Origin of the sequence: Kitasatospora sp. NPDC101801 (assembly GCF_044766665.1) — a bacterium.
Taxonomy (GTDB): domain Bacteria; phylum Actinomycetota; class Actinomycetes; order Streptomycetales; family Streptomycetaceae; genus Kitasatospora.
Map to the genome: position 1 here is coordinate 1 of NZ_JBIWML010000077.1, position 13535 is coordinate 13535.

Annotated in this window: 11 protein-coding genes and 1 pseudogene; 8 read left to right on the top strand and 4 right to left on the bottom strand. The window is 68.9% G+C overall.

Annotation, left to right across the window (positions count from 1 at the left end):
* Positions 1-480: 480 nt before the first annotated feature.
* Both ACIRPK_RS36295 and ACIRPK_RS36300 read left to right on the top strand, forming a co-directional pair.
* Entirely contained in the window at positions 481-1056 is a 576-nt protein-coding gene (locus tag ACIRPK_RS36295) for a hypothetical protein (protein WP_403047079.1), read from the top strand.
* Between the two features lie 57 nt (positions 1057-1113).
* Positions 1114-1521 carry a hypothetical protein gene (locus ACIRPK_RS36300; protein ID WP_403047082.1) on the top strand — a complete coding sequence of 136 codons (408 nt, stop codon included), beginning with the start codon at positions 1114-1116 and terminating at the stop codon, positions 1519-1521.
* Between the two features lie 275 nt (positions 1522-1796).
* Here ACIRPK_RS36300 and ACIRPK_RS36305 read toward each other — a convergent pair whose 3' ends face one another.
* The gene (locus ACIRPK_RS36305) at positions 1797-3521 is read right to left on the bottom strand and encodes a trypsin-like serine protease (protein WP_403047085.1); all 1725 of its coding nucleotides are present in this window, start codon (positions 3519-3521) and stop codon (positions 1797-1799) included.
* A gap of 171 nt (positions 3522-3692) precedes the next feature.
* The gene (locus ACIRPK_RS36310) at positions 3693-4172 is read right to left on the bottom strand and encodes a hypothetical protein (protein WP_403047087.1); all 480 of its coding nucleotides are present in this window, start codon (positions 4170-4172) and stop codon (positions 3693-3695) included.
* Between the two features lie 449 nt (positions 4173-4621).
* Between ACIRPK_RS36310 and ACIRPK_RS36315 the strand changes: the two genes are divergently transcribed.
* The 5 genes from ACIRPK_RS36315 (at position 4622) to ACIRPK_RS36335 (ending at position 11389) form a co-directional block, all read left to right on the top strand.
* Complete coding sequence (locus ACIRPK_RS36315; protein ID WP_403047090.1) at positions 4622-8440, top strand: glycohydrolase toxin TNT-related protein; 3819 nt, start codon at positions 4622-4624, stop codon at positions 8438-8440.
* Between the two features lie 41 nt (positions 8441-8481).
* A complete protein-coding gene (locus ACIRPK_RS36320) occupies positions 8482-8685 on the top strand; it encodes a hypothetical protein (protein WP_403047093.1) in 204 nt (67 codons plus the stop codon).
* 221 nt (positions 8686-8906) lie between these two features.
* The gene (locus ACIRPK_RS36325) at positions 8907-9857 is read left to right on the top strand and encodes a hypothetical protein (protein WP_403047096.1); all 951 of its coding nucleotides are present in this window, start codon (positions 8907-8909) and stop codon (positions 9855-9857) included.
* A 293-nt stretch (positions 9858-10150) separates the two neighbouring features.
* Positions 10151-10846, top strand: coding sequence for a hypothetical protein (locus ACIRPK_RS36330; RefSeq protein ID WP_403047099.1), 696 nt, complete (start codon positions 10151-10153; stop codon positions 10844-10846).
* A gap of 321 nt (positions 10847-11167) precedes the next feature.
* On the top strand, positions 11168-11389 hold the full coding sequence (locus ACIRPK_RS36335) for a hypothetical protein (protein WP_403047101.1): 222 nt from the start codon (positions 11168-11170) through the stop codon (positions 11387-11389).
* A 60-nt stretch (positions 11390-11449) separates the two neighbouring features.
* On the opposite strand, the pseudogene ACIRPK_RS36340 reads toward ACIRPK_RS36335, so the two are convergent.
* Both ACIRPK_RS36340 and ACIRPK_RS36345 read right to left on the bottom strand, forming a co-directional pair.
* Positions 11450-11650, bottom strand: a pseudogene (locus ACIRPK_RS36340) (helicase associated domain-containing protein); the annotation flags it as partial.
* Positions 11651-11993: 343 nt separating this feature from the next.
* Positions 11994-12635 carry a hypothetical protein gene (locus ACIRPK_RS36345; protein WP_403047104.1) on the bottom strand — a complete coding sequence of 214 codons (642 nt, stop codon included), beginning with the start codon at positions 12633-12635 and terminating at the stop codon, positions 11994-11996.
* A 628-nt stretch (positions 12636-13263) separates the two neighbouring features.
* On the opposite strand from ACIRPK_RS36345, the gene ACIRPK_RS36350 reads away from it, so the two are divergent.
* Positions 13264-13479: a hypothetical protein gene (locus ACIRPK_RS36350; RefSeq protein ID WP_403047107.1), complete on the top strand. Its 216-nt coding sequence runs from the start codon at positions 13264-13266 to the stop codon at positions 13477-13479.
* The last annotated feature ends 56 nt before the right edge of the window (positions 13480-13535 follow it).

A 13535-nucleotide genomic window follows, 5' to 3' on the forward strand; every position in this document is an offset into this window, starting at 1 on the left:
GGGGTGGGGGGGGGGGGGGGGGGCCCCCGGGGGCGGGGGGGGGTGGGGGGGGGGGGGGGGGGGGGGGGGGGGGGGGGGGGGGGGTGGGGGGGCCCCCCCCCCCCCCACCACCGATCCTCGCAGACCACCTTGGGCCCACTTCGCGCAGTCCCGGCCACCCAGGCGCTCCCTCCTTGCGGTGGTCACCTGGCCAACCGATCGGGTCTGGCCGGGTGCGGTGTTCGTCACGATGCCCCTTCTCCGAGGAGCCGTGCACGGATCCTTCGGTGAGGATGGTCGCAGCGCTGCCGCCGTCGCGCCGTCCCCGTTCGAAGAAAGCCCGAACTCCATCGTGCGCACCACCGTCCGGTTCATCGCTCCGGCTCTTGCCGTTCCTCTCCTCGCGTTCGGGTGCAGTGCCCCTGGGCCGGAGCCGCAGCGGTCGCCGCAGCAGGTACTCAAGGCGGTGATGACGGCCATGGCCGATGCCGGAGCGCCGAGGTGACGCTCGACGGCGGCTGGGTGGGGTTCGCGGCCTGGCGGCCGCAGGCCCCGGCCGAACTCGGGAGTACTACCGGCGCGGACGGCGTCCACGTGCGGGTGGTCGACCGGGGCGTGTACGTGGGCGGAGACCCGGCGTACTCGGCCTATCTGGGCGGGCGGACGTGGAAGCGGCTGGACCCGGCCGATCCCGTGGTCGGACGGGAGGCCGGGCTTGGCCTCGCGCCGGTGGTTGCGTTCGGCAGGTGGCTGGACCCGACCCGGGGGCTGGAGAAGTCCTCACTCGAAGCGGTGGCCAAGGTCGGCCGCGAACGCCTCGGCGAGCAGAACACCACGCACTACCGGGCCGTGATGCGGGCCGACTACTACTTCGAGGACACCAGCCCGGGGCAGGCAGTCGTCGACTACTGGGTCAACGACCGCGACCAACTCGTCCAGTCGGCCCACAGTCCCGACTCCGCGGCCCAGGGCGGCACCACCACGATCCGCTACGCCCGCCTGGGCGTACCCGTCGACGTCAGCGAACCCGCCCGTGCCGACGTGCTCGACCCGCTGCTCGGCCGACCCGCGCACTGACCACACCTGTACCCACTACGTGGCTCGCCGTTTGGGCGGGCCGTGACTTTGAACGGAATGACCAGCATGACCGCTCCCCATCTTCCGCTGGGGCTTTGGTGGATCGTCGCGATCGTCAGTGTTCTCTCTTTCCTGGTGTTCATGACCTCGCTGATGCCCTCCAGGGCGTACAAGGTTCAGGTCGCCGTGGCGCCGCTTCTGGTGGCGGTGACCTTGGCTGTCCTGGGTTTCCTTGAGGACTTCGGGGCTGCCCAGCTTGTGGCGATGTATGCCTGTGTGATCACTGGCCTGCAGGTGGCATTCGTAGGACGGCGTCGCGAGATGCGGCAGCTCATGGCCGACACTCTCGCCCGCGACGCCGGCGAGGATGTCTCGCCGGGGCTGTCCATGTCCGCCAACATTCAGGTCGTCGGGGTCTGCCTGGTGGCTGTCGCGGCCGCCGTCTGGTTTTCGTTCGCGTCATGAACGAGAGGTCTTTGCGGCTGCCCGCGACTCTGTTGCCCAATTCGTCTCAGCCAGTGCCCTGCTCGGCTGGCAGGGTGGTTTGCCCGATTCGTGACGCCCTGGCGGGCCGACTTCGGCCCTGAAGATGCCGATGGCCTCGCTGCTCGGGAATTGGGCAACAGAGTCTCCGTGCAGGTGCTCATCCGCTGCGGAGCAGTGGCTGGCCCGTCGCGGTTGCGATGGGCCAGCCACTGGCCATGGTGATGCTCCGCTGCCGGGAGTTCGCTATCTGGAGGTCACCTGACGGAGGGTCCGCCGTAGAACTTGGCCCAGCCTTCTTGCTGGGGGTCGACGGACCAGAGGGTGTTGCGGGTGTCGCGGATGTAGGTGACCAGGTGGTTGTCGGGTTCGACGATCGTGTAGGGCACGACGTCGGGGGCCAGGACGGTGCCGGTGGGGGTCTTGGTGAACTGTGTCCAGGTCTTCGTGCGGTCGTCGACCGAGTAGAGGTAGTTCTCGGGGCCGTTGACGTAGACGATGACGTGCTGGTCCAGGGGGTTCACGGCGGCGAACGGGTCGGTCAGGGCCTTGGCGCCGAAGTCGGTCCAGCCTTCTTGCTGGGGGTCGACGGACCACAGGTGGTTGGCGGTGTCGCGGATGTAGGTGACCAGGTGGCCGTCGGCAGGGTCGATCACCGTGAACGGGGACGCCTTGGGCGCCATGACCGTGTTGGAGGGGGTCTTGCTGTACGCGGTCCAGCCGGCGCCCAGCTGGTCGACCGACCAGAGCTTGTTCTCGGGGCCGTTGAGGTAGACGACGACGTGCCGGGTCGCGGGGTTGGCGAGCGCGTAGGGGTCGCCGGCCGCCACGGCGCCGAAGTCGGTCCAGCCTTCCTGCTGGGGGTCGACGGACCACAGGTGGTTGGCGGTGTCCCGGAGGTAGGTGACCAGGTGGCCGTCGAGCGGGTCCACGACCGTACTCGGGACGGCGTCGGCGGCCATCACCGTGTTGGAGGGCGTCTTGGTGAACGCCTGCCATCCGGTGCCGGCACGCTCGTCGAGGCGCCAGAGCTTGTTCTCGGGGCCGTTGACGTACACGATCACGTGCCGGGTGGCGGGGTCGACGATGACGGTAGGGTCGGTTGCCACACCCAGACCGAGATTCGCCCAGCCCTCCTGCGCGGGGTCCACCGACCACAACTGGCTGGCGTTGTCGCGCACGTAGGTCACCACGTGCCCGTCGATCGGGTCCACGATGGTGCCCGGTGAACTCATCACGACGGTCCCCGTCGCCGTGGCCTGGATCGTCTTCTGCACCCACCCGGCGAGGCCGTCCACACGGGTGCTGTAGGCACCAGTGCGGGTCTCAGCGGTACTGACGCCGTAGCAGGTGCCCTGCCAGGCGCGACTGGTGATGGCTGCGAGTTCGGGCTTGTTGTTGACGGTGCGCCAGGCGGGGCCGCCGGCGTCGCCCTTGCAAACAGTGGCATCGGCCGGGGCCTTTGCGGCGATGTCGAGGCCGGTCGCGGCCACCGAGTTGACCGTGAATGTCGCGGTGTGGAGCTTGGTGGGAACCCACTCGGTCCTGGTGCGCCCGAAGCCGCTGACAGCCAGATCCTGGCCACCAGTGGGAGCAGTGGTCGCGATGGGCAGTGGGGTGATGCCCGCGGCGGGCTTGTCGAGCCGAACCATGACCAGGTCGCGGTCGGTACGGGAGACCAGCTCAATGCCTTGGGCGACGAGCCCTCCGGTGGCGGCAAGGTCGGTTCGGCCGACTGTGACGGTGGTCTTGAGTCTGGGGGCCCCGTCGGTCGCCGGCGTGGTGCCTTCGGCGAAGCAGCTGGCGGCGGTGATCACCCAGTACGGGTCGACCAGTGCACCGGAGCAGCTGCGGCCCAGTTCACCGATGGCGAGTTTGGCGGCGAAGGCCTGACTCGCGTCGACCACGGGTTCACCCACCGACGCGGTGGCCGGACCACCGCTACCGGCGGTGAACCCGCTGGCCATAAGTGCAACGGCCACCAGGCCGGACTTCCACGCCGAGCGCGGAGGTATGACAGACAATGTCGATCTCCATACAAAATTTCTGACAGTTCGCCAGGAGTTTTTCGATGATGGTTGGAGCCAGTCAGGGCTCGCTCGCCATCTGCTGCCCGTATTCCCGAGGCAGCGCGGATTTCAGAAGAGCCGTTGTTACTTGGTGGCGGTGATCTCCATCAGCGTGTAGTCCCGCCCCTCCGGGTCGGTCGTGCTGCCAGCTGGTGTCCACGTGTTCTTCAGTACCTTGAATGAGGCCGATGCACCGGCAGAAGTGGTGGCCACTGTTACGTTGTAGCTATTTCCACGGGCCCCTGTGATCCGAGGGATCTCAAGGCTCAGATATCCCTTGTCGCCTGTTGTTCGGAAGCAGATATCCTCTCTGCTTCTGGAAAAAATTGTGAGCAGGTCAGGATTTCCATCGCAAGGCGCCAGGGTGATATTTCCGTCGCCGCTCTTCAGTGTTATTCCGTACTGGGTAAGAAACTGGCCGGCGTTCGGATAGGCGCCGTCCTCGACTATTGACGGTGCCGATGCGGCACTCTCGCCGCCTGCTGCGAAAACGCCAGAAACCCCAGCCCCCAGGGCCAGGGCTGCCACCAGGCCAGCCGCCAGAACTCGTGCAGAAGTGCGCACGAGCCCCACCTCCTTGTTTTGCTCATGACACGCTGACTGTGATAGCACAGACCAGCAGTGTCAACTGGATTTTTGCCGACCTGAAGACAGGCATGAGGGACCCCATCTGGTCGGCTGAGGGCTATTCATATCACCGATGAGTCTCCTGCTGCTGAGATCATCTGTGCACCGTCGACAGGTGCCTGGTCAGATCCGTATGAAATGATGCGCGGCCACGGTCTGCTTCGCTGCCGTTCGGACTCCGCTGATGAGTAGATGAACTTCGAGGGGAAATGAAACAACAGGGGACGGTCATACACGGGACAGCGCCACGAGGAGTGGCATCGTCCCGTCGTCTGACGACAGGAATAGCTGCGCTCGCCATAGCGGCCGGGCTGCTCACCACGCCAGCTCTCGCCGTGGACAAGGGTGTTGACGCCACATCACCACCGGGCCCGCGGGCCCAGGCGATGGCCGCTTGGCGTTCGGGCGGCCCGACCGTCCGAGCCGCTGCCGAGGCTGCACTGGCCAGCCCGGACACACAGGTCGACACCTTCCTGACCACCGAACTGCCGAAGGCTGCTGGCGAGGACGCGCGCCTGCGCGTGCTCAAACTGGTCGCCTCCTCCGGGCCCGCTGTACGGGAGGCCGCGCAGACAGTGCTCTCTGGACAGCAGGACGCCCAGGCGTTCCTGGAGACCGGATGGAAGACCCCTTGGGTGGAGGACCAGAGGATCGCCATCCTGCGTGCCATGCACGGTGGCGGCCCCGCCGTGAACGAGGCCGGCAGCAAGGCACTGGACACCCGGACCACCGAGGGCTACCAGGCATTCCTCGGCGAGGGCCTGAACAAGGCCCGCTATGAGGACGACCGGGTGCAGACGCTGCGGCTGATGCACGTCGGAGGCTCCCGGCTGAAGGCCGCAGGCAGTGCCGCACTCGACGGCGGCCCGGCCGCCGTCCGGGAGTTCCTGGCCACTGGGCAGCACATCGTCCGGGCCCAGGACCAGGAAGCCATGACGATCAGCCAACTGGTCGAGGACACCCGGCAGGCCGCCGACCGGGCCAGGGCGGAGACTGAGGCTGCCAAGGAGGCATCGGGCCGTGCGGTCGACGCCACCAGGCTGGCCAAGGAGGCCGCCCAGCGCGCCAAGGACGAGACGGCCGCCGCGCAGGACTCGGGCTACGACGCCACCGCAGCGGCTGGCCGGGCTGCCAGCGCGGCGGAGAGCGCTGCCGATGCGGCCACCACTGCCGTGAACGCAGCGACGGCGGCCGGCAACGCGGCCAGGACGGCTGCCTCCGCCGCCGCCTCGGCTGCCTCGGCCGCGTCTGCCGCTGGCCGGGCCGCCTCGCGCGCCTTCCAGCAGGCCAGTGCCACCGCCAAGGACCGAGGCCAGACGGAGGCCGCCACCAAGGCCGCCAAGGATGCCCGGGCCGCCGCGCTCGCCGCCACGACAGCCAGCAATGCGCTTGTTCCGGCAATGACTGCTCTGGTGGAGGCAGGAAAGGCAACCACCGCAGCGCACGACGCGAGCGTGCATGCCGACGCTGCCGCGCAAGCTGCCGCCCAGGCTGGTGCGATGAGCAAGGTTTCGGCCGCCGAGTCCCGGCGCTCCGCGATCGCGGCAGACAAGGCCAAGCGCGCCGCCGCCACGGCCAAGAGCGCGGCCCTCGCCGCGCAGGCCATCGTGCAGCAGGCGCTCGCCGCCGCCAACGAGGCCAAGGCGGCCGCCGACAAGTCGGCAGCGCACGCCGACGCCGCCGCCGTGGCGGCCGAGGAGGCTGCCGCGCATGCCGGGGAAGCCGCCAACTGGGCCGACTTGGCGACCCGGCACGCCGAGGCAGCCGGCAAGGCCGCCGACGACGCCAACACGGCCGCGAACCAGGCCGCCAACGTCGAGGCGACGGCCCGTCAGACCGAGCAGGCCGCCTTGGAATCCACCACCGCGCTCTCGGTGCTGGCCGCCGAGGAGGAAGCCCGGAAGGAGCCTGCTGCACAGGTCGCGGTCGCCTGGGAGCGGGCCGAGTCGGCCCGCCAGGACGAGGACACCAAGCGCCTGCTGACCGAGGCTACCGCCCTCGGCACCGTGCCCGAGACCGCCATCCTGAAAAGCCGCCAAGCCGCCGTACGGCTGCTTAAGTCGGGCGCTCCGTGGACCGCCAAGGCCGCCGAGGCCGCTCTGATTGGTAGCGACGAGGAGGTCCGGACCTGGCTGACCACCAACCGTCAGCTGGCCGCCGCCCAGGATGACTACAGCAAGGTCTCCTACCTCGCTTTCAGCGAAGTACCCGCGCTGCGGAGCGCCGCCGAACAGGCACTGACCGGCACCCCGCAGGCCCAGGCCGCGTTCCTGGAGAGCGGTCAGCACAGCGCCATGCGCGAGGAATACCGGGTCCAGATCCTGACCCTGATGAACGCGGGCGGTGTCGGAGTCCGTGAGCGGGGCAGCGCCGCAATGGACGTTGGCACCCCGCAGGCCCTGCTGGCATTCCTGACCACTGGTCAGCACAGCGCCCGCCGGGAGGACGACCGTGTCGAAGCACTGAAGTTGATCAACTCCGGTACGCCGCGGGTGAAGGCGGCTGCCCAGGTCGCGATGGCCGCACCCAACCCGATGCTCCGGTCGTTCATCGCTCAGGGCCAGTACGAGATCGCTCAGCAGGACCACCAGGACGCCGCACACATCTCGGAGATGCGCCGGCTGGTCGCCGACGGCCGGGTGCTGGCCGCCCGGGCCCGACAGGACGCGGCCGAGGCTGGCAATGCCGCAGCCGTCGCCCGGGGCGCCGCCGCCGATGCCGCCGTGTACGCCCAGCAGGCTTCCGACGCGTCGTCTGCTGCGGGCAAGGCCGCTGGTGAGGCGAAGGCCGCCGCCGCGGCGGCCGAGGCCTCCGCGCAGAGCGCCGTCGACTCGCTGAACCGCGCCAAGGCGGCCGCTACCTCGGCAGCTACCTCGGCAGCTGCCGCCAGGACTTCAGCCAACCGGGCCTCGGTCTCGGCCGGACATGCCCGGGCCTACGCCCAGATGGCCCAGTACTCCGCCAAGAAGGCATCGGCGGACGCCATCGAGGCCAACAAGAGCGCGACGGAGGCGCGAGCGCTGGGTGACGAGGCGTGGAAGTACGCCATGGGCCTCTACAAGAAGGAGGAAGAGGAGCGCCAGAGGCGGGCGCAGGCCCCCGCTCCCGGTACCCCACAGCCGGTCGGTGGCGTCCTGCCGGACCAGTCCGGGGTCCAGCAGTTCTACGTCCTGGGCTGGGGCACCAATGTCCTTCAGCTCGGCGACACCTGCATCCTCAACGGCTACCAACTGAAGAAGCCGGCAAAGGGCTGCACCGCGGTCGCCGCCGGCTTCGACGAGTGGCTGCACGAGAGCGGCGGCGAACTCGACTGGTCGAAGTTCGATTGGCCTGGTGGCGACCGGCTCATCATGCCCGCTTTGCTGTACAGCTACTGCGAGTGGCCTGCCATGGGGCTCGCCTACGATTTCGCGCTCACGCTCCACGCCATGTGCGGCGACGAGATGGTGAACCAGCTGAAGGCCGATCACGGCTTCCTGGCCGTCACGACGGAAGCCGGAATTCCCCGCTCGCTCCTCAAGCCGTTCCTGAAACAGTTCGGCGCCCGGACAACCATGACGCTGGAGGAGCTCACCAACCTCAGCCCGGCCTACCGGAACCTGCTCCAACTGACCCGAGCGCAGTCAAACCAGCTGATCGCCGACCTCGTCAAGCTCCGGCAGCTCGGCGACGAGATGGCCGCGGCCGGCAAGCTCGGCCCGGCGAACACCTTCGGCAATCCGGGCGGCCTGGCTCAGGACTGGAAGCGCTTCGGCAACCTGACCAGGGAACAGTTCATCAAGGAGCACTGGAACACACGGGCCTACCAGGACGACGCCGGGGCGTGGCTGGGAGGCTGGATATACCCCAGCGAGGAACTGGGCGCGTACGCGATACAGGGCACCCGGCAAGCAGTGTCGGCCGGGCAGATCAAGGCCGGTACGGTCTGGGACCGGTTCGGTAGGGACACCGGCAAGTGGCTCTCCCCTGCTTCGGAGAACGCCCCCTTCGGTGCGCGGGCGCTGCCGCCTGACAGTCTCAACCTGCCGTACATGCGCTACAAGTGGGCCAAGGACTACGACCTGGGTGCGGGCGCCATCGAGAAGAGCAAGGCCGCCCCGTGGTTCGAGCAGCCCGGCGGCGCGACCCAATTCAAAATGGAGAAGACCGTGAAACAGCTCTGCCAGGAGAAATACCTCGTGTTCGAGACAGGAGAACCCTGCTAGTGGACCATCATCAACTCCTCACCGCTCTCCGGGAGGCCGGAGTGGACGACAGCTCGTACGGAATCATCGCCCGTGACCTGAGGACGTCCAAATACCTTCAGGAGACAGTCCCCGTCCTGGTCGAACAGGCCGACGGACGGTGGACGATCGAAGCCTGGGAGCGCGGTGCACACTGGGTCGAGGCGAGCTTCGACACTGAAGAGGAAGCCTGCGCCTACCTCTACGCCGATCTTGTGAAGCGGTGACAGGCCGTTATCTTTGAATGCCCGGCCGGGGTCTCCCGGCCGGGCGTTTCCTTTTCGGTTCAGCTGGTGATGAGCCTTGAAGCGGCTGAACCGGATATCAGCAGCATGATGCCGGCCGCCACCCGGATGATGACCTTCCACGGGACGTACTGGAGCAGCTTCTGGCCGCCGAGCACGAGCAGGCTGATGCCGAGTGACGTACACGTGACACGCGGGCCGAAGTGGAGGCCGCGAAGGCGGTGTTGGCCCGGGTCGAGACCGCAGGGCAGGGTACTTTCACCCCGCTGTGCCGCAGCCGCGATCCCACCACCGCCCGCCTGCGCGAGGAGTGGAACCTCCCCGACTCCTGGACCCGGGCCGACGGCACCCCGGAATCGGACCGGTCCGAAATTAAGGCCCCGGCTGCGACCCCCGGACCGGCCGGAGAAACGGACCGGTCCGATAACGCGCCCACCGCGAGGCCCGGCCCGGCCGCCGCGATTGCGGACCGGTCTGAAATCACCACCGGTGGCAGTGGGACGGCCGCGAACCTGACCGCCCCCGCGCCTGCCCCAGCCGCCGTTCTCGCCCTCCCGGGTGACGCTGAGGGTGATGCTCTGCTGCGCGCTGCGCTGGCCGACCCGTTCGTCCGCTTCAAGGGGGCCGGCCCGAACCGGTTGGAGTGCCCGGACTGCGAGCAGACCCGCAAGGACAAGAAGCGGGGCCCGTTGGTGCTGCCGCTGCCCACCCTGCGGGAGACGCCGGATGCCAAGTTGGGTGGGGATGGTGGCGCGGTGGGTGCGGGTGTTGGTGATGAACAGGCCGAGACTGACCTCCACCACGGTGCCGTCGTCGGGCGAGCGGTTCCTTGTGCTTGCCGCCGATGTGCGCCGGGCTCACCATCGACCGAAGATCGTCCCATGACCGCTATGGACGACGTTCGGACCGCGATCGACTGCCTCACGCTCTGGGAAGATCGTGAGCCCGACCCTGCAGCCGCGGCCCGAATCAAGCAGATCATTGACGACAAGGGCACTGACTCTGTCATCCCCGGTTTTCTGTTGCTCGGTTCTCTGCTCCTGGCTCAGATGGCAAAAGACCATGGCGTGACAGGCGAAGCCGAGAGGAGGGCACTGTCGCGCCCGGTGACCGGCACGGATACCCGCTCACCCCTGGGTGGGGCCCGGACGTGACGGGGCCCGGGGCGGCAGGCCGACCGCCTGTCGCCCCGGGCCTGCCCGGCCCCGTGGGCCTACTGCCAGCGGATGCCGAGTTCGGTCAGCCGGGCGGCGCGCTCGGCCGCGATGGTGGCCCGCCGTAGGCGGCTGTTGGGATCATCCGCTGTGATCCGGCTGAGTGCGGTGACGCTCAGTGAAGACTCGTTCGGCGCATTCGATGCCGGGCACCCGCCAGGCGCGCGCTTAGGGTGCGAGGCGGGGTGATCGGGACATGCACCCCTCAGCCGCACCGGGTATCGGAGACCACTATGCGCCGCACTCATCTGCACTTCGCCGCTCTGGCCACCGCGGTGGCGGCTGCCGGCCTCGCCCTTCCGGTGGGCGCCGACGCGACGACCGCACCGGTGCCCGCGCCCGTGGGTTCCGGGCAGTCAACCAGTGGCTTTCCCAAGCCGAATCTCTACGTCTCGCCCTACGGAGAGGCGAAGGGCACCATCAGTGCCGAAACCCGGGCGTGGCTGGCCGGCCGGCACGCCACCCTCGGCACCATCGCGCCGTGGAAGACCCCGGACAACGGCAAGACCTTCAGCCTGCCGATCGGGACCGAGGCCAACGACACCGTCTCCACCCTGGAAGGCGGGGTCCTCATCTCCTACCCCGCCGGGTTCACCTTCCGCTTCCCGCAGGACGACGGGCACGACACCGTGGTGGACTTCGCACCCACCTACATCCGGCTGGCCCCCACCGACTGGTCGGTCACCGTGGTCGTCGATGGCGCGGTGGTCGCCGAGAAGATCCCCATGGGCACGATCAGCACGGCCGGTTCTCTCGCCACCCTCCAGCCCACTCTCACCGGGTACAAGTTGTCCAACGTCGACGTTTACTGGACCAAGCAGATGTCAGAGCTCCTGGCCGGTACGACGAACGGCACAGGTCCCACGGCCGGCAGCCTCGCGCTCAGCTTCACTCCGTACTTCGACTCCGTTCCCGGCGTCCACCACTGAAACAACAGTCCGGGCACCGCCACCGACAGCATGGTGGTGAGCGGCGCGGGACCGTCCAGCACCTCACCTTCCCGGCCCCGGACGGAACGGCTCTCAACCCGGACCAGCCCCGGCGGGTGCCGTTACGGCCTGCTGGCGGCCTGTCGGCAGGCGGTGCGCCGGTCACCCGAACTGCGTCCGTGGCCCGACAGGGTGTACTGCCTCCCGGGTGGAGGGGCTGCTCCGCGAACCTCCTGACAGGATCGGGCGGGCCGTCAGTTCGGTTTGCTCGTTGGTGGGTTGTCGGTGTGCGCGCGAGTTGACGCGCGTAGGGTCGTCTCTGTGGGGGTGATGGACCAGGATGTGGTGGTGCGGTGGGAGTCGGTGCGGTTGCTGGCCGATGACCGGGGTCGTGAGCCGTGGGCGGTGTGGGACCACGTCACCGACCTGTGGGTGACGGCCGGAACCGCGGGCGAGGTCGACCTCTACTTCGACCGGCACGGCGCCCAGGGCTGCATCCGGCGCCTGCGCTACCTCCACGATGCGGGTATCCGCCACACCTGACACCACCACAGCCCGGCGACGGGCACCGCCCCCGAACAGCCTGCCCCGGGGCCCGCTCGGCTACTTCTCCCAGCGGATGCCGAGCTCGGTCAGCCGGTTGGCCCGCTCGGCGGGGATGGTGGCCCGCCGCAGACGGCTGTTCGAGATGAACAGGCCCAGGCTCACCTCCACCTTGCTGCCGTCGTCCAGCACCAGTTCTTCGGGGTGCTTGCGGGGGACGTTGAGGTGGCCTTCGCGTTCCCGGTACTGCGCCGCCGCGGCGAGGTTCCGCTGCGATGTGCCGGTTTGGTGTCAGTGGGGTGCCTGTCAGTGACGGTATGTCAGTTTGGTTGGTTGTTGGGCCTGTTCAGCGGGCCGGGGAGGGTTCAGGTGGTGCTGTCGTAAGGCTGGTCTAGCGGGTGGTGTCTGTTGTCGTGGGGCGGTGTTTTGGGGTGGTTGGCACTGTCATGGGGGTGGTGGGTGCGATGACGGCCGGGGCTGTGCCCCGCCGTCTTCGGCATCGCCCGGGGTGGGGGCGTTGCTGAAGACGGCGGGGCGCACCTGGTGCCTGCGCGGTGGGGGTGGGTTCCGTTCGGGTGGCTCGCGGTTGCCCAACCCCCGGCTTTTACGCCTGACGGCGTTCCGCAGCGTCGTGGTGCCAGACGAGGTGGCCGGCTAGTTCCTGCTTCGCCCAGAGCTCGGGCCCGTACTTCCCGCCTCCGCCCCCGAGGTCGCGGACCATGGCCGCCAGCTCCTGCTTGGAGTGGCTGGCCATCAACGCCTGGGTGCGTTCGAACAGCTCGTGGGCCAGTGCCGCCTCGGCTTCCTCAGCCGCGGTGCGGACCGCGGGGAACACGGCCAGGGGCATGAAGTCGGCGGGCCGTGCCTCACCGCGCCGCACCCGGTCTTCGTACTGGACGAGAAGGCCGGCGAGTTCCTGCGTGGAGAACATCCCGGGATGGAACCTCTCCCCGTCGAACCCGCTCGCACCGACCATGGCCGCCAGCTCCGCCCTGGAACGGCTTGCCATCAGCGCTGTCGTACGCTCGAACAGCACCGCAGCCAACGCCTTCTCGGCTTCCTGGGCCGCTTCGGCTGTGGTGATCTGGACGGGAAACCCGGCAACAGGCGACGCCGCGGGGCCCGCGGACTGTGCCTGGGCGCGTACGCGGTTGAGCGCGTCGTGGTAGCGAACGTGGTTGCCCTGGGTGCGTTCGGCGCGCTGGAGTTCGCGGGCGCGCTGCTGCTCAGTGGTGCGCTTGGTCATGGACGGGTCCTCTCGGCACCGGGTCTCGGCTCCCACGCGGCAAACCCGGTTCGACGGATCGTCAGGGCATCTGTTCAGGCGCTCCATTGATCCCGGAAGACCTTCTACCGGCCATCCCGGCGGCGTGGGCGCTCGGGTGCGGTGTGGGCGTTGGTCGCGCCCGGGGCGTCAGTGGCCCTCGGCGGCAGCATAGCGAAGAGGCCGGGGTGGCCGGGGCCGTCATCATGCCCGAGTCGCTCCGGAGGGCGCACAGTGGTCAGCCGTCGGCGGCAACCGGTCAAGGGCCCCGGTCGGAGGGCGGGTTCCGCTGCGGTGGCCCTGTCTTCTCGGGGTTGTGTGCTCGGCTCCCGGGCGGGCCGCTGCCGCCTTCGTCGTCTTCATCCGTCTGGCTGGGGCGGCGGGCTGGGCTCTGCCGTACTGACGCCGGCGCTCACGCCGCTGACAGGTGCTGGTGTGTGACTGACATGGACCCGGTACACCCGCCCCGCCCCTGCTGTCACGGGAACGCCGTTTTCCGCTTCCCCGCCCGCTGCTGCTTCTCATGCTCGATGGAGTGCCCCGGTGCCGGGGCCGTGGTGGAGGGCGGGTCCGGGTGGCGGTGCGTGCGGGTGCGCGGGGCGCTGATGCGGTGGCGGATGTGCTGCCGGCGCTGTCGGTCCGACGGCCGGTGCTCGTGGCCCGGCTGCTGGAGCTCAGGGCGGCGGGGACGTTGACGTCGGAGCACGTGCTGGCCGGGGCGCAGGTGGCGGGGGTCAATGTCCGCACGGTGTGGCGGTGGTTGGAGGCCGCTCAGGCGGAGGGGCGTCTAGGCAGTGTCCTGGCGATCATGAGCGGAGCCAGATGACGAGCGCGGCTGCGGTGACGGTACCGAGGTAGACGTAGCCGCGTTTGTCGAACCTG

Bases quoted from the DNA above. Each gene is read 5' to 3' on its own strand.
- ACIRPK_RS36315 (WP_403047090.1), top strand. From the start codon at position 4,622: ATGGCCGCTTGGCGTTCGGGCGGCCCGACCGTCCGAGCCGCTGCCGAG.
- ACIRPK_RS36300 (WP_403047082.1), top strand. From the start codon at position 1,114: ATGACCAGCATGACCGCTCCCCATCTTCCGCTGGGGCTTTGGTGGATC.
- ACIRPK_RS36330 (WP_403047099.1), top strand. From the start codon at position 10,151: ATGCGCCGCACTCATCTGCACTTCGCCGCTCTGGCCACCGCGGTGGCG.
- ACIRPK_RS36345 (WP_403047104.1), bottom strand. From the start codon at position 12,635: ATGACCAAGCGCACCACTGAGCAGCAGCGCGCCCGCGAACTCCAGCGC.